Origin of the sequence: Nitrobacter hamburgensis X14, assembly GCF_000013885.1 — a bacterium.
In the GTDB taxonomy this organism is placed as follows: domain Bacteria; phylum Pseudomonadota; class Alphaproteobacteria; order Rhizobiales; family Xanthobacteraceae; genus Nitrobacter; species Nitrobacter hamburgensis.
Genome location: NC_007964.1, coordinates 3,581,262 through 3,602,633 on the forward strand (window position 1 = coordinate 3,581,262; position 21,372 = coordinate 3,602,633).

18 protein-coding genes are annotated in these 21,372 nt (G+C 63.8%); 10 read left to right on the plus strand and 8 right to left on the minus strand.

Going from position 1 to position 21,372, the window contains the following annotated elements; genetic code table 11:
• The first annotated feature begins 287 nt into the window (after positions 1–287).
• The 4 genes from NHAM_RS16655 (at position 288) to NHAM_RS16670 (ending at position 7,274) form a co-directional block, all read left to right on the plus strand.
• Entirely contained in the window at positions 288–1,328 is a 1,041-nt protein-coding gene (locus NHAM_RS16655) for an AAA family ATPase (protein ID WP_011511642.1), read from the plus strand.
• Positions 1,328–2,269, plus strand: coding sequence for a DUF58 domain-containing protein (locus NHAM_RS16660; protein ID WP_011511643.1), 942 nt, complete (start codon positions 1,328–1,330; stop codon positions 2,267–2,269). Before NHAM_RS16655 ends, NHAM_RS16660 begins: the two co-directional genes overlap by 1 nt.
• Positions 2,269–5,082, plus strand: coding sequence for a DUF4159 domain-containing protein (locus tag NHAM_RS16665; protein ID WP_041359183.1), 2,814 nt, complete (start codon positions 2,269–2,271; stop codon positions 5,080–5,082). Before NHAM_RS16660 ends, NHAM_RS16665 begins: the two co-directional genes overlap by 1 nt.
• 128 nt (positions 5,083–5,210) lie before the next feature.
• On the plus strand, positions 5,211–7,274 hold the full coding sequence (locus tag NHAM_RS16670; protein ID WP_011511645.1) for a membrane protein: 2,064 nt from the start codon (positions 5,211–5,213) through the stop codon (positions 7,272–7,274).
• A 13-nt stretch (positions 7,275–7,287) separates the two neighbouring features.
• Here NHAM_RS16670 and NHAM_RS25165 read toward each other — a convergent pair.
• A protein-coding gene (locus tag NHAM_RS25165) for an IS5 family transposase (RefSeq protein WP_157043753.1) occupies positions 7,288–8,039 on the minus strand; the annotation gives its coding sequence in 2 pieces (ribosomal slippage) (positions 7,288–7,709 and positions 7,709–8,039; 753 coding nt in all).
• 391 nt (positions 8,040–8,430) lie between these two features.
• Here NHAM_RS25165 and NHAM_RS16685 point away from each other — a divergent pair.
• Both NHAM_RS16685 and NHAM_RS16690 read left to right on the plus strand, forming a co-directional pair.
• Positions 8,431–8,862 carry a DUF2946 domain-containing protein gene (locus NHAM_RS16685; RefSeq protein ID WP_011511646.1) on the plus strand — a complete coding sequence of 144 codons (432 nt, stop codon included), beginning with the start codon at positions 8,431–8,433 and terminating at the stop codon, positions 8,860–8,862.
• A 125-nt stretch (positions 8,863–8,987) separates the two neighbouring features.
• The gene (locus NHAM_RS16690) at positions 8,988–11,336 is read left to right on the plus strand and encodes a TonB-dependent receptor (RefSeq protein WP_011511647.1); all 2,349 of its coding nucleotides are present in this window, start codon (positions 8,988–8,990) and stop codon (positions 11,334–11,336) included.
• Between the two features lie 117 nt (positions 11,337–11,453).
• Here the strand turns inward: NHAM_RS16690 and NHAM_RS16695 are convergent, their stop codons facing one another.
• Together NHAM_RS16695 and NHAM_RS16700 are read right to left on the minus strand one after the other, a co-directional pair.
• Positions 11,454–11,987 (minus strand): GNAT family N-acetyltransferase, encoded by a 534-nt coding sequence (locus NHAM_RS16695; RefSeq protein ID WP_041358267.1) that lies wholly within the window; start codon positions 11,985–11,987, stop codon positions 11,454–11,456.
• A gap of 52 nt (positions 11,988–12,039) precedes the next feature.
• Positions 12,040–12,546: an NUDIX domain-containing protein gene (locus NHAM_RS16700; RefSeq protein WP_011511649.1), complete on the minus strand. Its 507-nt coding sequence runs from the start codon at positions 12,544–12,546 to the stop codon at positions 12,040–12,042.
• Between the two features lie 111 nt (positions 12,547–12,657).
• Here NHAM_RS16700 and mbfA point away from each other — a divergent pair, with 111 nt between their 5' ends.
• Positions 12,658–13,614 carry an iron exporter MbfA gene (gene mbfA / locus NHAM_RS16705; protein WP_011511650.1) on the plus strand — a complete coding sequence of 319 codons (957 nt, stop codon included), beginning with the start codon at positions 12,658–12,660 and terminating at the stop codon, positions 13,612–13,614.
• Between the two features lie 196 nt (positions 13,615–13,810).
• Complete coding sequence (locus tag NHAM_RS16710) at positions 13,811–14,716, plus strand: metallophosphoesterase family protein (protein WP_041358269.1); 906 nt, start codon at positions 13,811–13,813, stop codon at positions 14,714–14,716.
• A gap of 16 nt (positions 14,717–14,732) precedes the next feature.
• On the opposite strand, the gene NHAM_RS25170 is transcribed toward NHAM_RS16710, so the two are convergent.
• Positions 14,733–15,487 (minus strand): IS5 family transposase gene (locus NHAM_RS25170; RefSeq protein WP_086008349.1). Its coding sequence is split into 2 segments (ribosomal slippage): positions 14,733–15,154 and positions 15,154–15,487, totalling 756 coding nucleotides; the frame shifts between segments, so codons are not numbered across the junction.
• Between the two features lie 306 nt (positions 15,488–15,793).
• Between NHAM_RS25170 and NHAM_RS16725 the strand changes: the two genes are divergently transcribed.
• Positions 15,794–16,429: a nucleoside deaminase gene (locus NHAM_RS16725; RefSeq protein WP_011511652.1), complete on the plus strand. Its 636-nt coding sequence runs from the start codon at positions 15,794–15,796 to the stop codon at positions 16,427–16,429.
• 121 nt (positions 16,430–16,550) lie between these two features.
• On the opposite strand, the gene NHAM_RS16730 is transcribed toward NHAM_RS16725, so the two are convergent.
• The 4 genes from NHAM_RS16730 to NHAM_RS16745 form a co-directional block, all read right to left on the minus strand.
• A complete protein-coding gene (locus NHAM_RS16730) occupies positions 16,551–16,907 on the minus strand; it encodes a DMT family protein (RefSeq protein ID WP_041358270.1) in 357 nt (118 codons plus the stop codon).
• Positions 16,908–17,032: 125 nt separating this feature from the next.
• Positions 17,033–17,296 (minus strand): DUF3297 family protein, encoded by a 264-nt coding sequence (locus NHAM_RS16735; protein WP_011511654.1) that lies wholly within the window; start codon positions 17,294–17,296, stop codon positions 17,033–17,035.
• Positions 17,293–17,769 (minus strand): glutathione peroxidase, encoded by a 477-nt coding sequence (locus NHAM_RS16740; RefSeq protein ID WP_011511655.1) that lies wholly within the window; start codon positions 17,767–17,769, stop codon positions 17,293–17,295. The genes NHAM_RS16735 and NHAM_RS16740 overlap by 4 nt, the downstream gene beginning before the upstream one ends.
• Positions 17,770–17,816: 47 nt before the next feature.
• The gene (locus tag NHAM_RS16745; protein WP_011511656.1) at positions 17,817–18,074 is read right to left on the minus strand and encodes a DUF6894 family protein; all 258 of its coding nucleotides are present in this window, start codon (positions 18,072–18,074) and stop codon (positions 17,817–17,819) included.
• Between the two features lie 427 nt (positions 18,075–18,501).
• Here NHAM_RS16745 and NHAM_RS16750 point away from each other — a divergent pair, with 427 nt between their 5' ends.
• Complete coding sequence (locus NHAM_RS16750) at positions 18,502–21,354, plus strand: bifunctional transaldolase/phosoglucose isomerase (protein ID WP_011511657.1); 2,853 nt, start codon at positions 18,502–18,504, stop codon at positions 21,352–21,354.
• Positions 21,355–21,372 lie beyond the last annotated feature (18 nt).

A 21,372-nucleotide genomic window follows, 5' to 3' on the forward strand; every position in this document is an offset into this window, starting at 1 on the left:
CAGTAGCGCATGATCCGCTAAAGTGTGAGCGGTTTGGCGAGAGGATCATGCGTATTTTCGATGTTTAGAGCGCTATCGGACGCAAAACCGGGATCGACTTTCGCTGATCGCGCTCTGGGTGCGGTTGGGGCGGAACCGATAACTGGCCACTTCGTGATGCCGCTCATAGCCCGAGAACCCGATAATGTGGGAATAGTTTTAATTCAATGAATACATGGCGTTCGCGTATGTTTAACAGTTCGTGGCGTGACGACGCAAACGGCGCGGCCTCGCGCAAGGAGTGACGGATGGCTGTGGACCCTGACAAAGGCGTCAAGAAACTGGGCGTCGAGAAACCGGGCGTCGAGAACCTGGAAGACGTGATCGTCCGCTCGGCCGAGCAGGTCGCGGAGCAAATTCGCGCGGCGCGGGACGCGATTTCCACCGTCATCTTCGGTCAGGACCGGGTTATCGAAAACACGCTGGTGACGATCCTCTCCGGCGGTCATGCGCTCCTGATCGGCGTTCCCGGCCTCGCCAAAACCAAGCTCGTGGAGACGCTCGGCGTCACGCTCGGACTCGACGCCAAGCGCGTCCAGTTCACGCCGGACCTGATGCCGTCGGACATCCTCGGCGCCGAGGTGCTGGACCAGAGCGGCAGCGGCAAGCGCTCGTTTCGCTTCATCGCCGGACCGGTGTTCGCGCAGCTTCTGATGGCCGACGAAATCAATCGCGCCAGCCCGCGCACGCAATCGGCGCTGCTACAGGCGATGCAGGAGCAGCACATCACCGTCGCCGGCGCGCGCCACGACCTGCCGAAACCCTTTCATGTGCTGGCGACGCAAAATCCGCTGGAGCAGGAGGGCACCTATCCGCTGCCGGAAGCGCAGCTCGACCGCTTCCTGATGGAGATCAATGTCGACTACCCGGATCGCGACGCGGAACGCCGCATCCTGTTCGAGACCACAGGCGCCGAGGAAACCCTGGCGAAGGCCGCAATGAACGCCGATATCGTTCTCGCCGCGCAGCGGCTGGTGCGGCGACTGCCGGTCGGCGACAGCGTGGTCGAAGCCATCCTTTCACTTGTCAGGTCTGCGCGCCCGGGCCCGGAGAGCGGCGAAACCGGAAAACTGATCGCGTGGGGACCGGGGCCGCGCGCCAGCCAGTCGCTGATGCTCGCGGTGCGCGCCCGCGCGCTGCTCGACGGACGTCTTGCGCCGTCGATCGACGACGTGCTCGACCTCGCCGAGCCGGTACTCAAGCATCGCATGGCGCTGACATTCTCGGCCCGCGCCGAAGGCCGCACCATTTCCGACGTGATCGGGCAACTGAAGACGCGGATCGGTTGATGGTCGCGGCGGCCGAGCGTGCCAGGCAGGAAATCGAAGCTGTCAGACGTGCCGATGGTGAAAGCCGCACGCTGGCGGCATCGTTGCCGCGTCTCGTGCTGGAAGCCCGCCGCATCGCCGCCAACGTGATTCACGGCCTGCATGGCCGCCGCCGCGCCGGCTCGGGAGAAAGCTTCTGGCAATACCGCCGTTTCGTATCCGGCGAACCGTCGCAGAATGTCGACTGGCGTCGCTCCGCGCGCGACGATCATCTCTACGTCCGCGAGCACGAGTGGGAGGCCGCGCACACCGTGTGGGTCTGGCCCGACCGCTCGGCGTCGATGGCCTTCGCCTCCCGACAGGCGCGTGACAGCAAGCTCGAGCGCGCTTTGATCGTGACCTTCGCGCTGGCCGAATTGCTGGTGGCCGGCGGCGAACGCGTCGGCGTTCCCGGGTTGATGAACCCAACCGCGAACCGCAACGTCATCGACAGGATGGCGCAGGCGATGCTGCACGATGATCTTGCGCGCGCCAGCCTGCCGCCGTCGTTCGTACCGCCGGCGCGATCGCAGATCGTGGTGCTGTCGGACTTCTGGTCGCCGATCGCGGAGATAACCACCATGCTCGCCGGGCTGTCGGCGTCCGGCGCGCACGGCACGTTGCTGCAGGTGGTCGATCCCGCCGAGGAGACGTTCCCCTATTCGGGCCGCGTCGAGTTCGTCGAACCAGAGGACGGCAGCGTGATCACCGCGGGCCGCGCCGAACGATGGGCCCGCGACTACGTGGCCCGCGTCGCGCTGCATCGCGACCAGATCCGCAGCGAGACCAAGACGCTCGACTGGCTGTTCTCGACCCACACCACCGACCGCTCCGCAGCCGAACTGCTGCTGTTCCTCCACGGCGGCATGATGGCGAGCAAGGGCGGCGGTTCCACGTCGGTCAAAGCGGAGCACACCGCATGATGTCGGCGCTTCCGCTGTCGTTCCTGCAACCGCTGATGCTGCTCGGCCTGCTCAGCCTGCCACTGCTCTGGTGGCTCTTGCGGGTGGTACCGCCTCGCCCGCGGCGGATCGATTTTCCGCCGACCCGACTGCTGTTCGACATCGCGCCGAAGGAGGAAACGCCCTCGCGCACCCCGTGGTGGCTGACGGCGTTGCGGCTTGCGGCAGCGGCGCTGGTGATCTTCGCGGCCGCCGGACCGGTCTGGAATCCAAAGGCCGGCGCGGCCCGCAGCACCGCGCCACTGACAATCCTGCTCGACGACGGCTGGAGCGCCGCATCGAGCTGGGAGACGCGAATCAGAGCCGCGGACGAACTGATCACTGAAGCCGACAGCGACCGGCGCGGCGTCGCCATCGTGCCCTTGTCGGAGCCGGCGCGCGACATCACGCTGATGCCGGCCGGAACCGCGCGCGTGGCGCTGCGGCAGCTTGCGCCGAAGCCCTACGCGGTTGAGCGCGTCGAGACGCTGCCGACACTCGAACGCTTCCTGAAGACGGCCGGCGACAGCGACATCGTGTGGCTGTCCGACGGCATCGACAGCGGGCGCGGGGCGGAATTCGTCGACGGCCTTCGCAAGGTGATCGGCGACCGTTCCCTGACCATCTTCGAGGGCGGCGCGCCGCCGGCGCATGCGCTGATCGCAGCGGAAAATGCCGCGGCCAGGATGACCGTGAAGGTGCTGCGCGCCACCGCGAACGGCCCGACGACAGGCGTCGTCCGGGCGCTCGATCAGAAGGGGTCGCCGATCGGCGAGACGCGCTATGTGTTTCCGCCGCAGGGCCGCGAAACCGAAGCCGCGTTCGACCTGCCGCTGGAGTTGCGCAACGATATCGCCCGGCTGGAGATCGCGGGCGAACGCTCCGCGGGCGCGGTGCAACTGCTCGACAAGCGCTGGCGCCGCCGCGCCATCGGCGTGGTCAGCGGATCGAGCACGGATACGGCGCAGCCGTTGCTCGCCTCGACGTTCTATCTGACGCGCGCGCTGGCGCCGTTCGCCGATGTGCGGCTCGGCGACAAGGGCGCCCCGCAGGAGGTCGTCACCCAGTTTCTGAATCAGAAACTGCCGATGATCGTGATGGCCGACGTCGGCGCGCTGTCGCCGGAACTGCGCCAGCGCATCGACACCTGGCTCGACCACGGCGGCGTGCTGGTGCGGTTCGCGGGGCCGCGTCTGGCGCAGGCCGAAGACGACCTGGTGCCGGTGAAATTACGGCACGGCGGCCGCAGTCTCGGCGGCAGCCTGACATGGGAGAAACCGCAGCACCTCGCCGCCTTCGCCGCGAACGGGCCGTTCGCGGGCCTTGCGGTGCCGAAAGACGTCACCGTCAGCCGGCAGGTGCTGGCTGAACCGGACGCGGCGCTGGCGGCGAAGAGCTGGGCGTCCCTCGTCGACGGAACGCCGCTCGTGACCGGCGAGCGTCGCGGCAAGGGCCTCCTGGTGCTGTTCCACATCAGCGCCGACATGCGCTGGTCCGATCTGCCGATGTCCGGCACCTTCGTCGAGATGCTGCGGCGGATCGTCGATGCCTCCGGCTACACCGCAAACACCGGCAAGACCGCCAACACTGACGCCAAGGCGGAAACCGTCGCCCCCCTGCGGACGCTCGACGGCTTCGGCGCTTTCGGACCGCCTCCCTCCACGGCCAAACCCTTGCCGGTCGACTACCGCGGCCGCGGCACGATCGAGCACCCGCCCGGATTCTACGGACCCGCCGACGGGCCGGTTGCCGTCAACACGCTTGCGGCATCCGACCGGATCGTTCCGCTCGATACCTCTGCATTGACGGCGCGGCGGGCGAGCTTCACCAATGCCGAACCGCACGATCTCCGGGGCATCCTGCTGTCCTCGTCGCTCGCATTGTTTCTGATCGACGCCATCATCGTGGCGCTGCTTGGTGGCGGCCTCGCCGCATTGCTGCGTCGCCGCACCGCCCATGCCGCGCTGCTGCTCGCGCTGGCGCTGCCAGCGGTTGTCTTGGCACCCTCACCGTCGCGCGCCGACAGCGCAAGCGACGAGTTCGCGATGAAAGCCACCTCGCAGACACGGCTGGCCTATGTCGTGACCGGCAACGCCGACGTCGACACCATCGTCAAGGCCGGGTTGAGCGGGCTCACATTGTTTCTGGCGCAACGCACGGCGCTTGAAGCCGGCGAGCCGGTCGGCGTCGACCCGGCGCGCGACGAACTGGCGTTCTTCCCGCTGATCTACTGGCCGATCGTGCCCGGCGTGCCGAAGCCGTCGCAAAGCGCCCTCGACAAGATCGACGCCTACATGAAGCACGGCGGCACCGTTTTGTTCGATACCCGCGATGCGATCGACGCGCTGCCGGGCGAGGGCGGCGAATCCAGGACGCCGGGGATGCAGGCACTGCGCATCATCCTTTCATCGCTCGACGTCCCCGAACTCGAGCCGGTGCCGCACGAGCATGTGCTGACCAAGACGTTCTATCTGCTGCACGATTTTCCGGGCCGCTTCACCACCGGCCAGACCTGGGTCGAGGCGCTACCGCGCAACGAGGATGACGAGGCGGCGACGCGGCCGGCGCGCGGCGGCGACGGCGTCTCGCCGATCATCATCACCTCGAACGATCTCGCGGGCGCATGGGCGATGCGACCCGACGGCCAGCCGATGCTGCCGCTCTCGCCGGGCGAACCGCGTCAGCGCGAATTCGCCTTCCGCGCCGGCGTCAACATCGTGATGTATACGCTGACAGGCAACTACAAGGCCGACCAGGTCCACGCGCCGGCGCTGATCGAACGGCTGGGGCAATAAAGGCCAACATGAACCGTTTATTCGTCATTGCGAGCGAAGCGAAGCAATCCAGCGCGATACATGCAGGACTGGATTGCTTCGTCGCTTACGCTCCTCGCAATGACGGAAGCTGCGGTGTGAGTTAGCGCATGACCTACGGCATCGCCTTCGCTCCGCTGGTTCCCGTGGTCGTGCTGTGGACCGCGCTCGCTGCGATCGTCGTGATCGCGGTGCTGCTCGTGGTCGGCCGCGCGCGGGGCGCGGCGGTGCGGGTGGCGGCGCTGGCGCTGATCCTGCTCGCGCTCGCCAACCCGTCGTTCACCCGCGAGGAGCGCGAACCGCTGTCCTCGGTGGCCGCCGTCATCGTCGACAAGAGCCCGAGCCAGAATTTCGGCGACCGCACCGACCAGACAGCGAAGGCGCGCGAGGCGCTGGTCGACCGCCTCAAGCAGATCAAGGGCCTTGAAGTCCGCGTCGTCGATGCCGGCCAGGCGGACGGCGAGACCGACGGCACGAAGCTGTTCTCGGCGCTTTCCTCGACCCTGTCCGACGTGCCGACCGACCGCGTCGCCGGCGCGTTCCTGATCACCGACGGGCGCGTTCACGATATTCCGGACAACGTCGCCGCCCTCGGATTCAAGGCGCCGGTCCATGCTCTGATCACCGGCCACAACGACGAACGCGACCGCCGCGTCGCGATCGTCGCAGCACCCCGTTTCGGCATCGTCGGCCAGACCCAGACCATCACCTACCGGCTCGACGATCAGGGCGTCAGCGGCGAGCACGCGAAAGTGGTCGTGCGCCGCGACGGCGAGGTCATCAACGAGCGCACGGTGCTGAGCGGGGAGACCGTCAACGTCGATGTCGACATCAAGCACGCCGGGCAGAACATCGTCGAGATCGAGGCCTCGCCGCTAACGAACGAACTGACGCCGGTCAACAATCGCGCCGTGGTGCCGATCGACGGCGTCCGCGACAAGCTGCGCGTGCTGCTGGTATCGGGCGAGCCGCATTCGGGCGAACGCACCTGGCGCAACCTCTTGAAGTCGGACCCCAGCGTCGATCTGGTTCACTTCACGATCCTGCGTCCGCCCGAGAAGCAGGACGGCACGCCGCTCAACGAACTGTCGCTGATCGCCTTCCCGACCCGCGAGCTGTTCCAGCAGAAGATCAACGAATTCCAGCTCATCATCTTCGACCGCTACGCCCGCCAGGGCGTGCTGCCGATCGCCTATTTCGACAATATCGCGCGTTACGTGCGCGCAGGCGGCGCGGTGCTGGTCTCGGCCGGCCCCGACTACGCCTCGACCACCAGCATCTGGCGGACGCCGCTGGATTCGGTGCTGCCCGCCGAACCGGCCGGCGTCACCGACAAGCCGTTCCACGCGCGCCTGAGCGAGGCCGGCAAGCGCCACCCGGTCACCCGCGGGCTTGAAGGCTCCGCGAGCGACCCGCCGCACTGGAGCCGGTTTTTCCGCGAGGTCGACACCCGCAACGCTTCGGTGCCGCCAGTCATGACCGGCGCCGACGGCGAGCCGCTGCTGTTGCTGTCGCGTTATGACGAAGGCCGCGTCGCGCTGCTGCTGTCGGATCACATCTGGCTGTGGGCGCGCGGCTACGAGGGCGGCGGCCCGTATCTCGACCTGCTGCGGCGGATGTCGCACTGGCTGATGAAACAGCCCGAACTCGACGAAGAGGCGCTGCGGCTCGAAGTCCACGGCAAGGACCTCGTCGTGCAGCGCCAGACCATGGCCGACAGCGTCACGCCGGTCGTCGTGACGTCGCCGTCCGGCAAGACCCGCGAACTGACGCTCGGCGCCAGCGAACCCGGCCTCTGGAAAGCGACGCTGACCGCCGACGAACTCGGATTATGGCAGGCGAGCGATGGCACGCTGAAAGCGCTGGTCAATGTCGGCCCGGTCAATCCGAAGGAATTCTCCGAGGTGACGTCGACCGTCGACGAACTCAAGCCGCTCGCGCAGGCCAGCGGCGGCGATGCCCGGCGGATCGCGGACGGCTCGAACGTCGACGTTCCGCGCATTGTTCCGGTGCATTCCTCCAGCGTGTTTCGCGGCGACGGCTGGATGGGCGTGCGGATGCGCGACGCCAGCGTGGTGCGCGGCGTCGGCGTTCTGCCGGTGTTCGCCGGGCTGATCGGCCTGTTGCTGCTGCTCGGCGCCTTTGCCGCGACCTGGCTGCGCGAGGGACGCTAGGCCGGATCGACATTCAGCGCAGCCAGATCATGGCTGCGGCGAGGTGGATGAAGCCTGTGAAATGAACGGTGCGCCTGTCGTATCTGGTGGCGAAGCGGCGAAAGTGCTTGAGACGATTGAAGCAGCGCTCGATCCGGTTGCGGTGTTTGTAGAGGTCGGCGTCATGCGGGATGACGACTTTGCGCGTCCTGTTTGACGGGATCACGGCTTCGGCGCCCATGCCGGCGATGAGGGCCCGCAAGGCGTTGCTATCGTAAGCCTTGTCGGCGAGCACGGCGTCCCCGGCCTGGCCTTCGAGCAGCACGGGGGCTTGCGTGATGTCTCCGACCTGCCCGGCGGTCACGATGACACGCAAGGGGCGGCCCAGCGCATCGGCGAGCATGTGGACCTTGGTGGTCAGTCCACCTCGGGACCGCCCCAGCGCCTGATCCTTGGCCCCCCTTTTCCGGTGGCCGCCTGCTGATGGGCGCGAACGATGGTGCTGTCGAGCATCAGGTATTGGTTGTCGCGGTCGGCGGTCAGGGTGGCGAACACCCGTTCCCACACGTCGGCATGGCACCACCGGCTGAACCGCCGATGCACCGTCTTCCACTTGCCATAACGCTCCGGCAAGTCACACCAGTGCGCGCCGGAGCGCAGCACCCACAGACAGCCGTTCACGAACAGCCGATTGTCCGCTCCCGTCCGCCCTGGATCACCCGCCTTGCCTGGCAGCAACGGTGCAATCGTTGCCCACTGCCGATCGCTCAGCTCATACCGCTTGATCCCCATCGTGCAGCTCCGTGCCAGAATCACGGAACCCTATGAAATCAGCGATCAGACCGCTTGGGAATCCTGAATGTCGATCCGGCCTTAAAGCGTTTTCGAGCGAAGCATGTCCTCGGGCTTGACCCGAGGATGGATACCGGTTCGCGTGAAGAAAACGCGTCAATTCAAAATCATAGAGCCTCGCTTCTGATTCCATCAGAAGCGAGAAGGCTCTAAAGGTCCCGCCGATCCCGCAATCCGTTGCACAAAACCCACAGTCTCCGGATTTGGCGGACACATCGTGAGGCCGCAGCAGGTCGCCGTTGACATCGGCCCGAAATACCGATGTTATATTATAACATCTTGGCGGTAGGCGTGGCGAGCCTCCGCTGCGGGGGCTTCTGTTGCGATGAAGTGGTTCCGGTCGAACATCAAACACGGATCGCGGATTGCGCTGCTCGCGCTTGCGATCCAGTTTGTGTTGTCGTTCGGACATCATCACGGCGCTGCTGCGCTCGCTGCACCCGCCGTCTCGGCGCAGGCGAGCGACACCGGCAAAACCCAGACCAAGCCCCTTGCGACCAAAGACGCAGCCGTCAGGAATTTCGCCAAGGCGGCGGCCACGAGTCCGGCCGGGCCGGCATCAGGTCACGATCAGGACAGCGACTACTGCGCCGTTTGCGCCGTCATGGCGCTCGCAAGCACGGTGCTGTTCACCGAGCCTCCGGTTTTGCTGCTGCCCGAGGCGTATCATTTCCTCTACCGGGCCACCGACGCCGAATTCAATCACCTCGAATCGCGGCGCGTCGTATTCCAGCCGCGCGCGCCTCCCGCCTCCTGACGTCGATCACTCGGCGACGCCCGCGCGGCTAGCGCAGCCGTTGCCGACTTCGCAAACCTATCCATCGACTTCGACGGCCGCCCAACCCGCTACGGGTCAACGTCGGCCATGTCAGGGCCAGCCAGATGTCCGTTCCTTCCAATCGTTTTCTCGCAATCGCGCGCCTCGGCGTCGTGTCGCTTCCAGTCCTTGGCGTCATGGCGATGCCCGATGAAATTTCGGCTCAGACCGCCCTGCCCGGGATTGTGGTCAACGCGCCCAGTCCGATCGTGCACCGCGCACGGCCTCATCAGGCGAGGCCTGCGCGCACAGTCCGCCGCGGCACGACGACACGCCCATCCGCCGCCCCGCAGCCCGAGGTAGCCAGCGCGCCGACGCCGCCATCGCCGCCCCCCGCCAACTTGCCCGGCACGTTACCCATCGTGACCGATCAATTCGCGACCGTGACCGTGGTCCCCAGCGACGAGATTCGGCGCAACGGGGCAGCGACGCTGGGCGACCTGCTCAACAACAAGCCGGGCATCACCGGCTCCTCGTTCGCGCCGGGCGCTTCGAGCCGACCCATCATTCGCGGGCTCGACGTCAATCGCGTCGGCATCGTGGAGAACGGCATCGGGAGCAATGGCGCGTCCGATCTCGGCGAGGACCATTTCGTGCCGATCGATCCGCTTTCGACCAACCAGGTCGAGGTCATCCGCGGCCCGGCCACGCTGCGCTACGGCTCGACGGCGATCGGCGGCGTCGTCAGCGCCAGCAACAACCGCATTCCCGAAACCTCGCCGTGCGCGCCGCCGCTGACGACGCAGACCTACGGCTACGCCGTCAAGGCGCCGCAACTGTCGACGCCCCCCGGCTGCGTGAACTTCGAAACCCGTGGAGCATTGTCGAGCGTGGACAATGGCCGTGAAGGCGGGGTTCTGCTCGATGCCGGCGGCGGCGGTTTCGCCATCCATGCTGACGCCTTCGCGCGGCGGACCGAGGACTATGCGATCCCCGGCGGCGTGCAGAAAAATACCGCGACCGACTCGAACGGCGGCTCGGTCGGCGGCTCCTACCTGTTCGACGGCGGGTTCGTCGGCGCGGCGATCACCCAGAACAACAGCCTGTACCACATCCCCGGAAAGGAAGGCGAAGAGTTCGGCACCCGGATCGACGCGCATCAGACCAAGTTCACGGCAAAGGGCGAGTACCGCCCCGACGCGGCGGCGATCGACGCCATCCGGTTCTGGCTCGGCGCGACCGACTACAAGCACAATGAACTCGGCCTCGCCGACGCGGCCGATCTATCCAGCGACGGCGTTCGCCAGACCTTCACCAACAAGGAGCAGGAAGGCCGGATGGAGGTCCAGCTCGCCCCGTTCAACCTGCGCTTCGCTGCCCTGACGACCGCGATCGGCGTCCAGGCGTCGCATCAGGAACTGACGGCTCCGGGCCCGTCCGATCCATTCAGCCCGCTCAACGGTCTATGGGATCCGAACAGCAACGGCCGGCTCGCCGGCTATATCTTCAACGAGTTCAAGTTCAGCGATACGACCAAGGCACAAGTCGCCGGCCGGATCGAACACGTGAACCTCAACGGTTCGACTCCCAGCGTCATCCCCGAACTGTTCGACCTCGCCGCCGATCCGGGCGCGATCGGCGTCGCAACGCCGCGGGCCCTGAACTTCACGCCGGCAAGCGCCAGTGTCGGTCTGATTCAGAATCTGCCCTGGAATCTCGTGGCCAGCCTGACCGGGCAATACGTCGAACGCGCGCCAAAGCCGGCCGAATTGTTCTCGCGCGGTGCGCATGATGCGACGGAAACCTTCGACATCGGCAGTCCGAACCTCGGCATCGAGACCGCAAAGTCGGTCGAGGCGGGATTGCGCCGTGCGACCGGACCGCTGCGATTCGAACTGACCGGCTACTACACGCGGTTCAACGGCTTCATCTACCGGCGTCTGACCGGCAACACCTGCGACGAAACGGCGTGCGCAGCCGGCCCGGGTCTGGAATTGAACCAGGCCATCTACTCCCAGACCGATGCCACTTTCCGCGGCGGCGAATTCCAGTTTCAATATGATGTCTTGCCGATCTGGAACGGCCTGTTCGGCATCGAGGGACAGTACGACATCGTCCGCGCGACCTTCACGGACGGCACCAACGTGCCGCGAATTCCGCCGCAGCGCGCAGGCGGAGGCGTCTACTACCACGACGCCAACTGGCTGGCGCGCGTCAACCTGCTCCATGCCTTCGCGCAGAACGACGTGAGCGGTGTCGAGACGACAACTCCCGGCTACAACCGGCTGCGGGCCGAGGTCAGCTACACGACCACTCTGCCGAAGAACGATTGGTGGGGAGCACAGAAGGTGACGGTCGGTCTCGTCGGCGACAATCTGCTGAACGAGGACATCCGCAACGCCGTCGCCTACAACAAGGATCAGGTGTTGCTGCCAGGGCTAAACGTGCGGCTGTTCGCGAACGTCAAATACTGAGCGGGTCTTCGTCAGGCCCGGCTTCATGCCGGGCATCACGTCTTCCTGTTATCGATTTGGATCAAAGACGTAGATGGCCGGAACAAGTCCGGCCATGACGTTTGAATTGATTTCAATTCATTCGCCCTGGCGCGTCGCCTCCCGCGCGAACGTCCAGTCGGGCCGGACCATGCCGGACACGCCCTCGAACGCACCGGGCACGAGTTCGCACACCAATAGCCGGGCCCGATCGACCGGGCCCGGCATATCGACCTGCCCTTTCGGAATCGCCTTGAAACCGACGCGGCTGTAATAAGGTTCGTCACCGACCAGCACCACCAGACGATGTCCCTTCGCCCTCGCGTCACTGAGCGCGCGATCGAGCATCGCGCGACCGATCCCGCGGCCGCGGAACGGCGGCTCGACCGTCAGCGGACCGAGCAGCAGGGCCGGCGTGTCGCCGATGCAGACCGGCAACAGCCTGACCGAGCCGACCAGCAGCGTGCCGATGCGGGCGGTCAGGGAGAGGTCGAGCAGATGATCGACATGCTCGCGCAGCCGGTATGCGCTGAGCACGAAACGGCCGGGGCCGAAGGTGCGTTCGTGCAGACGCTCGATGGCCTGCGCGTCGTTGGCGGTCTCGGTCAGGATGGTGAGGGACAGATCGGACATGGGAGAGGCGAGATAGCATCTGCCACGGGCGTGGTCCATTGCCTGCCGCCGATTATGGTGACCGGTCCGGACAGCGACGCCAGGTGAGTATCGGCGGCGCATGATCGAGAACTTCCGCGATCCGCAACCGCGTGCCGGCCGTGGTCTCCGGCGGCAGCGCGTCGGCGGCGAAAAAGCCGCGATCGATGATCTCGTGATTGGGTTCGGGCTTGCGATCCTGCCGGAAGTCCCTGACGACGTAGACCGCGACGTGATCGCGCGGCGAGACATGGCTGTTGAGAAAAATGCCGTGCAACGCCGGTTCGCCGGATATCTCGATTCGTCCCTCCTCCATCAATTCGCGCTGCAGCGCCGTCCGGAACGCCTCGCCGACCTCGACGCCGCCGCCGGGCAGATGCCAGCCCGCCACATAACTGTGCCTGACCAGAAACACGCGGCTGTCGCCGTCGAGCACCACCCCCCGCACGCCCAGCGTCATGCCGCGGGCCAACCGCCAGTACAGGTGAAGCAACCGGCGCAGCGCAGGCTCGAAACTGCGGCGCAGACGCTGGAAAGTCACGGCGCGCAAGCCCCCGGCAACAGCGATTTCGCAAATCGTTCTCGCATGACTCCTTGCATCATAGCGGTCCTCTTGCCAAAACTTGAGAACATTCCGGGGCACGAGGCAGCAGTGAAGCAATTTGCCGATTTGACGGAACGCGAGATTCTGGCGCTCGCCATCTCAAGCGAGGAAGAGGACAGCCGCATCTATCACGGATTCGCCGAAGGGCTGGCCGAACCGTTTCCGGCCTCCGCCGCCGTCCTCTCCGGCATGGCGGAGGAAGAGGTTCGCCATCGCGGCAGACTGTTCGATCTCTACCGCGAAAAGTTCGGCGACTACCTGCCGCTGATCCGCCGCCACGACGTCACGGGTTTCATCAAGCGCAAGCCGCTGTGGCTGACGCGGCCGCTCGGCCTCGAAGAGGTCCGCAAATACGTCCTCGGCATGGAGAAGGAGGCGGCGCGGTTCTATCGCAAAGCCGCCGAAACCACGCGCGATGCATCGATCCGCGAATTGCTGATCAGCCTCGCCGAGGAGGAGGACAGGCACGATTCGCTGGCCGGGCAACTCACCGCGAAACATCTCACAGAGAGGGTCAAGGCCGGCGAAGCCGACAGCGAGCGCCGCGCGTTCGTTTTACAGTATGTGCAGCCGGGCCTTGTCGGGCTGATGGACGGCTCGGTCTCGACGCTGGCGCCGCTGTTCGCCGCCGCCTTCGCCACCCACAAACCGTTCGAGACATTTCTGGTCGGCCTCGCGGCGTCCGTCGGCGCCGGCATTTCCATGGGGTTTGCCGAGGCGCTGTCGGACGACGGCAGCTTAAGCGGCCGCGGCTCGCCGTGGATCCGCGGCGGCGTGTGCGGCCTGATGACGGCGGTCGGCGGCCTTGGCCACACCCTGCCCTATCTGATCCCGGATTTTTATGTGGCTACCGTGCTCGCGGTCGCCGTCGTGATCGTAGAACTCGGCGTCATTTCCTGGGTGCGCCATCGCTTCATGGATACGCCATGGCTGCAGGCGACATTCCAGATCGCGGTCGGCGGCGCGCTGGTTTTTGCCGCCGGAATCCTGATTGGGAGCGCCTAGAGCGCTTCGCTTCTGATTGTATCAGAAGCGAAACGTTCTAGATTATTGTTTTGACGCGTTTTCTTGACGCGAACCGGCATCCACTTCGCTTGAAAACGCTAAGCGCATGATCCGGAAAAGTGGGAACCGGTTTTCCGGAGAGATCATGCGACAAGAAAATCCCGACATTAGCCCTTTCGATAATAGTGTCACCAAAATGACCGCATTCACACTCGCACATCTGTCCGATCCGCATCTCGCTCCGCTGCCGGCACCAAATCTGCATCAGCTCGCGGGCAAGCGCGCGCTCGGCTATCTGAACTGGAAACGCAGCAGGCACGCCATCCATCGGCGCGATGTGCTGGACGCTCTGGTTGCCGATGTCAGGGCGCAGGCTCCCGACCACATCGCGATCACCGGCGATCTCGTCAACCTCGCGCTGCCCGACGAATTCACGCGCGCGCGCGCATGGCTTGAAAGCGTCGGCGCGCCCGCCGATGTCACCGTCGTTCCCGGCAATCACGATGCCTATGTTCGCGTGACGAAAAAACAGACCTCGGAATGGGCCGGATATTTGCACGGCGATGGCGCCGAGGCAGGAGCGCCGCTTGCGTTTCCGTTTCTACGCCGCAGAGGGCCACTGACACTGATCGGCGTGTCGTCGGCGGTGCCGACCGCGCCGTTCATGGCGACCGGCACCTTGGGGCGCGCGCAGCTCGACGCGCTCGACCGCGGATTTTCACAGCTTGCGAGCGATCCGAACTTTCGCGTGCTGCTGGTCCATCATCCACTGTCTTCAAAATCGTCGTACAAGCGGCTGACCGATGCGGATGCGCTCTTGACGATACTGGGACGGCATGGCGTCGATCTGATCCTGCACGGCCACGATCACATCCATTCCACCATGTGGTTCGAAGGACCGCATGGCCGCATTCCCGCCGTCGGCGTGCCGTCGGCATCCGCGGTGCCTTACCGACACTATCCGGCCGCCGCCTACAACCTGTTTTCGATCACGCGCGACGGCGACGCCTGGCGCTGCGAGCAGCGGGTGCGCGGGTTCGTCAACAGTGCGGAGGGCGAGAGTGCGGAGGTCAGGGAATTGCAACGGATCCGATTGATCTAGGCTCAGGACTCATTGATCAGAGCCAGAAGATGATGGTTGCTGCGATGCAGATAGCGGACATGAATGTGTGAGCACACCGATCGTAGCGGGTATGGATACGTCGCCAGTCCTTGAGCCTTCCGAACATATTCTCGATTTTGTGCCGCTGGCGATAGAGCACCCGATCATATTCGATTTTCTCTTTGCGGTTTGACTTTGATGGGATGCATGCGGTGATGCTGCGCGCGGCGAGAGCCTGACGGAACCAGTCGGCGTCGTAACCCTTGTCGGCGAGCAACTGCCTGGCGGGCGGCAGCGCATCGATCATCAGGGCCGCGCCTTTGTAATCGCTCATCTGGCCCTCGCTGAGCAGCATGATGATGGGGCGGCCTTGACCGTCGCATACGGCGTGCAGTTTGGAGTTCAGGCCGCCCTTGGTGCGCCCAATACATCGGGAAACAGGCCCTTTTTTAAAAGGCTGGCGGCGGTACGGTGCGCCTTCAAATGCGTGGCGTCGATCATTAATCGCTTCGGAGCGCCGCCCTTACGAGCCAGTTCAGCAAATATCTTGTTGAAGACGCCAAGCCGGCTCCAGCGCACGAACCGGTTATAGATCGTCTTGTACGGACCATAGCCCGGCGGTGCATCGCGCCAGCGCAGACCATTCCTGATAACGAAGATGATGCCGCTGATCACCCGCCGATCGTCAACCCTCGCAATCCCGTGCGACAACGGAAAATACGGTTCGATCCGGCGCATCTGCGCCTCAGTGAGCAGAAACAAATCGGACATCGCGGCGTCTCCCAGCAACGCCAATGAATCAGTCCAAACACCTCTCCACAAGAAAATTAATGGGTCCTGAGCCTAAAGCGTTTCGAGCGAAGCATGTCCTCGGGCTCGCCCCGGGGACGGATACCGGTTCGCGTGAAGAAAACGCGTCAAATCAAAATCATAGAGCTCGCTTCTGATTCCATCAGAAGCGAAAAGCTCTCGTAGCGGCACGTCAGATTCACCTTTAATTGAACTAAGGCTCGTAAAATTGAGAACGCTCCACCAAGCAGCAATGCGGGTGACGGAGCTCGAAGTGCTGGAGGGGAAATGAATATCGACAAATCGCTTGATGCATTGTTCTCATCGGTGCGCGTGGTGCACCGCCGGAATTTTCTGACAGTGGGTGCGGGCCTGGCTGCGGTAACCTTGGCTGGCGGTGAAACTGTAGCCAAGCCTGCAAATTCGACGGCTCGCGCGAAGTCGGTAATTACGGAGCAGGATCGTAAACATATGTCGTTGGCGATCCTGACCATGCGGCAAGCTGGCGTTGTCGACAAAACCGGTGGACCGTTCGGAGCCGTTGTGGTGCGTGACGGCGAGGTTCTCGCGGCAAGCGGCAATAGCGTATTGCGTGACAACGATCCATCCGCTCATGCCGAGGTCAATGCCATCCGCATTGCGTGTAAAAAGATCGGTGCCCCCAACTTGCGCGGCGCAACGCTGTTCACGAGCTGCGAATGCTGCCCGATGTGCTACGCCACAGCTTATTGGGCGCGTATCAGCAAGATCTACTATGCTGCCGCGTGGACAGACTATGCGGACTTGTTCGATGATTCAAATATCAGCATCGACATGAAGAAGCCGTACCCTCAGCGTATGCTGCATCCCCAACAGATGATGCAGGAGGAAGCCCAGAAAGTATGGCTGGAATTCCGAAAACTGCCTGACCGAGCCAAATATTGATGCATGACCATTGGCGCTATCCGGGACCGCGGCGCGATCCCGGTGGCCGATCGCTTTGGGCCTCGATGGCGATCTCCGTTATCGGTGTCGAGGAATCGAAGCCGGGCTCCCGCTTTTTGCTTCACGACCACTTGTGGAAAATGAAGAACGCGCCGAGTGCGATGAACGCAAAGCCCAGGGCATGATTCCAGCCCAGCGGCTGTTTCAGATACAGCACGGAGAAGCCGGCGAAGACAACGAGCGTAATCACTTCCTGAATGGTCTTGAGCTGTGCCGCCGAATAAACCGCGCTGCCCCAGCGATTGGCCGGCACGGCGAGCCAGTATTCGAAGAACGCGATGCCCCAACTGATCGCGATGACCAGCGGAAGCGGGCTCTCCTTGAATTTCAGATGCCCGTACCAGGCGAAGGTCATGAAAACGTTCGAACAGAACAGCATCAGGATCGGCAAGACCGACGACGGGATCGTGACAGGCATGGCTGGACTTTCGGACATGGCCGGAGGAAGGCGGCGACTGCTCACAGCGGGTATCCGTGTCAAGCGAGAGGCAGCCGTGTTGCACGAACTCCTTAAATGCCGAGGCCGTGAGTGCCCGACAAGGCTTAACCCCCGGCCCGGAAGTACGGCTCGACCGTGCCGCTGAGCTTGATGGTCAGCGGATTGCCGCGGCGATCCCTGGCCGCGCCGGCAGTGACGCGAACCCATCCCTCGCTGACGCAATACTCCTCGACGTTGTTCTTCTCGACCCCCTTGAAACGGACGCCGATATCGCGCGAAAGAATCTCGGCGTTGTAATAAGGGCTTTGCGGGTTTGTCGACAGACGGTCGGGCAACTGGTCGTTGGTGATTTCATTCTCGTAAGTCAAAGCAGGGCCTCGATCTCTTGCGTGAGCGTTTTGGGTTTGGTGGTCGGAGCGTGACGGGCAACGACGTTGCCCTGCCGATCAACCAGAAACTTCGTGAAATTCCACTTGATCGAAGCGCCGAGCAATCCGGACTTCTCGCGCTTCAGGTATTTGTAAAGCGGGTGAGCATTATCGCCGTTGACCTCGATCTTCGCAAACATCGGAAACGTTACATCGTATTTGCTCTCACAGAACTGCTGGATATCCGCCGGTGATCCCGGCTCCTGCTTGCCAAACTGATTGCAGGGGAAGCCGAGCACGGAAAACCCGCGCGGCTTCATGGCGCGATAGAGCTCCTCGAGGTCCTTGTATTGCGGTGTGAACCCGCAGGCGCTCGCGGTATTCACGATCAGAAGGACCTGTCCCTCGAACAGCTTCAATGCGCAGGGCTCGCCGGCCAGCGTGTTCGCGGAGAAATCAAAGACACCAGACATGACAACCTCTCGATCAGGCGATGACGGGGCCGACCATTCCGGGCCGATCAATGCCGCGTCGAGGACCGATCGACCGAATCAAGGATGGCTTCGGTGAACGGAAATTCGAGGACGATGTCACCGGCAGCGTCGGTGACCTCCAGCACGGCGTTGAGAATGGCGCGTTGTTCGCCGTCCGTCTTGAGAATTTCCCGGATCGTCGTCCGCGCGGCGCGCCAGGCGTGGTCGGGATCGCGCAACTCCTCACCCTCCGGATCGAGGATCAGGTCGCTACCGATGCGGGTGTTGAAAAAATATCGGGGCATGAACGAACCTTAACGGCCGAGCGTGAAGCCGGTTAGCCGACTGCTTCACAAATTCTTTATCGGAGACCAGGATCGGACGACAAGACCCACGCCCTCATGGGCCCGATCTTGTCGTATCTTGTCGCAAAGTTGCGGCCGACTCGTTCCTGAACTCCTGATAAGAATCCTCTGCATAAGAAGCCTTCCGGCAGAATGGATGCGCGAAGCGGGCCGACGCTGCGAATTCGACGAAATCGATTTGCCATGACACGGCGAGCCGGTCCAGCACTCTCCGACTCTCCGGGGCGGGATCAATATCCCGCCAAAAGCGTTATTAGAGTGGCAAGCCCCTTGATGAGGCCATTTTTTCCCGGCCAAGTTGACAACCCTCGCCGGCGGGCCGGACAACCCCTCCGCGCGGCGCGGCGTCAGAACACAGAAGAACATCATGAATCCTGTCAGAGAACTCCAGAACCACGGCCAGGCGGTCTGGCTCGATTTCCTTGCGCGCGGCTTCATCGCCAGGGGCGATTTGAAACACCTCGTCGACAATGACGGGGTGCGCGGGGTCACCTCCAATCCGTCGATTTTCGAGAAGGCCATCGGAAGTTCAGACGAATATGACAGCGCAATAGCTCGTATTCTCGATAAGGGCGATCGGTCGGTCGCCGGTCTTTACGAGCAGCTCGCGGTCGAGGACATCCAGCACGCCGCCGACGTGCTGCGGCCGGTCTACGATCGGCTCCATGGCGCCGACGGCTTCGTGAGCCTCGAGGTCTCGCCCTATCTCGCCAACGACACCAAGGCGACGATCGTCGAGGCCAAAAGGCTCTGGAAATCCGTCGACCGCAAGAACCTGATGATCAAGGTACCGGCGACGCCGGAGGGCCTGCCCGCGATCCGCCACCTGATTTCCGAGGGTATCAGCATCAACATCACGCTGCTGTTCTCCCAGAAGGTTTACGTCGAGGTTGCCGAGGCCTTTTTGTCCGGGCTTCAGGAGTATGTACGACATGGCGGCGATCCCTCGCATGTCGCGAGCGTCGCCAGCTTCTTCGTCAGTCGCATCGACACCGCCGTCGACAAGCAGCTCGACGAAAAGATTGCGCAGGCCAACGATCCCGCGGAGAAAGCGCGTCTTACCACGCTCAAGGGCAGAATCGCGATCGCCAATGCCAGGCTCGCTTATCAGGATTACAAGCGGCTGTTTTCTAGCGACGACTGGAAGAGGCTGGAGGCACAGGGTGCCAGGCCGCAACGGCTGCTGTGGGCCTCGACCGGGACCAAGAACAAGGACTACAGCGACGTTCTCTATGTGGAGGAGTTGATCGGCAGGGATACCGTCAACACCATTCCCCCGGCAACCCTTGAAGCCTTCCGCGATCATGGCAGGCTGCGCGACAGCCTTCAGGAAAACCTGGACGAGGCACGGCAAGCGCTCGCCTCGCTCGCGGAAGCGGGAATTTCGCTCGATGCGATCACCCGGGACCTCGTGAAGCAAGGCGTGCAGTTATTCGACGATGCGGCCGACAAGCTGCTCGGCGCCGTGGCTCGCAAACGTGCGAAAATTCTCGGTTCCGCCATCGGCCAGCAGACATTGTCGCTCGACCCCGCCATGGCGAAATCCGTCGCGGCACAGGCGGAAGACTGGCGGGCCGCCGGCACGATCCGCAAACTGTGGCAGCACGATAAATCCGTGTGGACCGGCGCGGACGAAGACAAATGGCTGGGCTGGCTTGCAAGCCCAGCCGCGGAATTCGACCGGGCCGCCGACTACGAAGACTACGCGCGGCGGGTGAAGAAGCAGAAATTCACCGATGCTGTGGTTCTCGGCATGGGCGGATCGAGCCTCGGCCCGGAGGTGCTGGCGACGACCTTTGCGAAGACGGCGGGTTTTCCGAAACTGCATGTGCTGGACTCAACCGATCCCGCCCAGATCCGTGCGCTGGAAGCCGCGATCGATGTTGCAAGGACCGTCTTCATCGTGTCCAGCAAATCCGGCGGCACCACCGAGCCGAATGCGCTGAAGGACTATTTTCATGCGCGCGTCGCCAAGGCCATCGGCGCCGACAAGGCCGGCCATCGCTTCATCGCGGTCACCGACCCCGGCTCCTCGCTCGACAAGGAAGCGACAAAGCTCGGCTATGCGCGCACCTTCCACGGTGACCCCGCGATCGGTGGCCGCTACTCGGTGCTCTCGCCCTTCGGCCTGGTCCCGGCAGCGACGGCGGGAATCAATGTGACAGGATTGCTCCGGAACGCCCTCGCCATGGTGCGATCCTGCGGCGCTGAAGTGCCGCCGCATGACAACCCCGGCGTCCAGCTTGGTCTTGCCATGGGTCTCGCCGGACGCGAAGGCCGCGACAAGGTCACGATCCTGTCGTCGCGGAAGATCGCCGATTTCGGCGCATGGGCGGAGCAGCTCATCGCGGAATCCACCGGCAAGGAAGGCAAGGGCCTGATCCCGATCGATGGCGAATCGCTCGGCGATGCAAGCCTTTACGGCAACGATCGTTTCTTCGTCGATATCCGCACCGCGGGCGAAGACGATGCCGCTCATGACGAAAAATTGCGAGCGCTCGAGAACGCCGGTCATCCGGTGGTCCGGATCGTGATGAATTCGATCGATCAGATCGGCCAGGAGTTTTTCCGGTTCGAGATGGCAGTCGCGGTCGCCGGCGCGATTCTCGGCATCAATCCGTTCGATCAGCCGGACGTCGAAGCCGCCAAGATCAGAACCCGCGAGTTGACGGCCGCGTTCGAGAAAACCGGCAGGCTTCCGAATGAGGAGCCAGCGCTTTCCACCGCCCGCTTCGATCTCTACACCGACGATGTCAATGCACGCGCGTTGCGTGAAAAGGGCGCAGACGGCGACCTGTCATCGTGGCTCAAGGCGCACTTCGCGCGCACAGAGCCCGGCGACTACGTCGCGCTGCTGGCGTACATCGCACGCGACGACAAACACATCAGTGATCTGCAGAGGATGCGTCTCGCCGTTCGCGACCGGGAAAAAGTCGCCACCTGCGCCGAGTTCGGTCCGCGCTTCCAGCATTCGACCGGACAAGCCTACAAGGGTGGCCCCGACAGCGGCGTCTTTCTTCAGATCACCACTGATGACGCAAGGGATCTGACAATCCCCGGCCGGAAAATCAGCTTCAGTGTCATCAAGGCGGCGCAGGCGCGCGGCGACTTCGATGTGCTCACCAGGCGCGGACGACGGGCGCTTCGCGTGCATCTCAAGGGCGATCTCCGATCCGGCCTGTCGCAGCTCGGCGACGCGATCACCGGGGCTCTGAATTGATCCGTATCTCTCGGCGCT

What these genes read in the sequence shown, in the direction of transcription:
- NHAM_RS16655 (WP_011511642.1), top strand. Translation starts at nt 288, where the DNA reads ATGGCTGTGGACCCTGACAAAGGCGTCAAGAAACTGGGCGTCGAGAAA.
- NHAM_RS16660 (WP_011511643.1), top strand. Translation starts at nt 1,328, where the DNA reads ATGGTCGCGGCGGCCGAGCGTGCCAGGCAGGAAATCGAAGCTGTCAGA.
- NHAM_RS16665 (WP_041359183.1), top strand. Translation starts at nt 2,269, where the DNA reads ATGTCGGCGCTTCCGCTGTCGTTCCTGCAACCGCTGATGCTGCTCGGC.
- NHAM_RS16670 (WP_011511645.1), top strand. Translation starts at nt 5,211, where the DNA reads ATGACCTACGGCATCGCCTTCGCTCCGCTGGTTCCCGTGGTCGTGCTG.
- NHAM_RS16685 (WP_011511646.1), top strand. Translation starts at nt 8,431, where the DNA reads ATGAAGTGGTTCCGGTCGAACATCAAACACGGATCGCGGATTGCGCTG.
- NHAM_RS16690 (WP_011511647.1), top strand. Translation starts at nt 8,988, where the DNA reads ATGTCCGTTCCTTCCAATCGTTTTCTCGCAATCGCGCGCCTCGGCGTC.
- NHAM_RS16695 (WP_041358267.1), bottom strand. Translation starts at nt 11,987, where the DNA reads ATGTCCGATCTGTCCCTCACCATCCTGACCGAGACCGCCAACGACGCG.
- NHAM_RS16710 (WP_041358269.1), top strand. Translation starts at nt 13,811, where the DNA reads ATGACCGCATTCACACTCGCACATCTGTCCGATCCGCATCTCGCTCCG.
- NHAM_RS16725 (WP_011511652.1), top strand. Translation starts at nt 15,794, where the DNA reads ATGAATATCGACAAATCGCTTGATGCATTGTTCTCATCGGTGCGCGTG.
- NHAM_RS16730 (WP_041358270.1), bottom strand. Translation starts at nt 16,907, where the DNA reads ATGCCTGTCACGATCCCGTCGTCGGTCTTGCCGATCCTGATGCTGTTC.
- NHAM_RS16740 (WP_011511655.1), bottom strand. Translation starts at nt 17,769, where the DNA reads ATGTCTGGTGTCTTTGATTTCTCCGCGAACACGCTGGCCGGCGAGCCC.
- NHAM_RS16745 (WP_011511656.1), bottom strand. Translation starts at nt 18,074, where the DNA reads ATGCCCCGATATTTTTTCAACACCCGCATCGGTAGCGACCTGATCCTC.
- NHAM_RS16750 (WP_011511657.1), top strand. Translation starts at nt 18,502, where the DNA reads ATGAATCCTGTCAGAGAACTCCAGAACCACGGCCAGGCGGTCTGGCTC.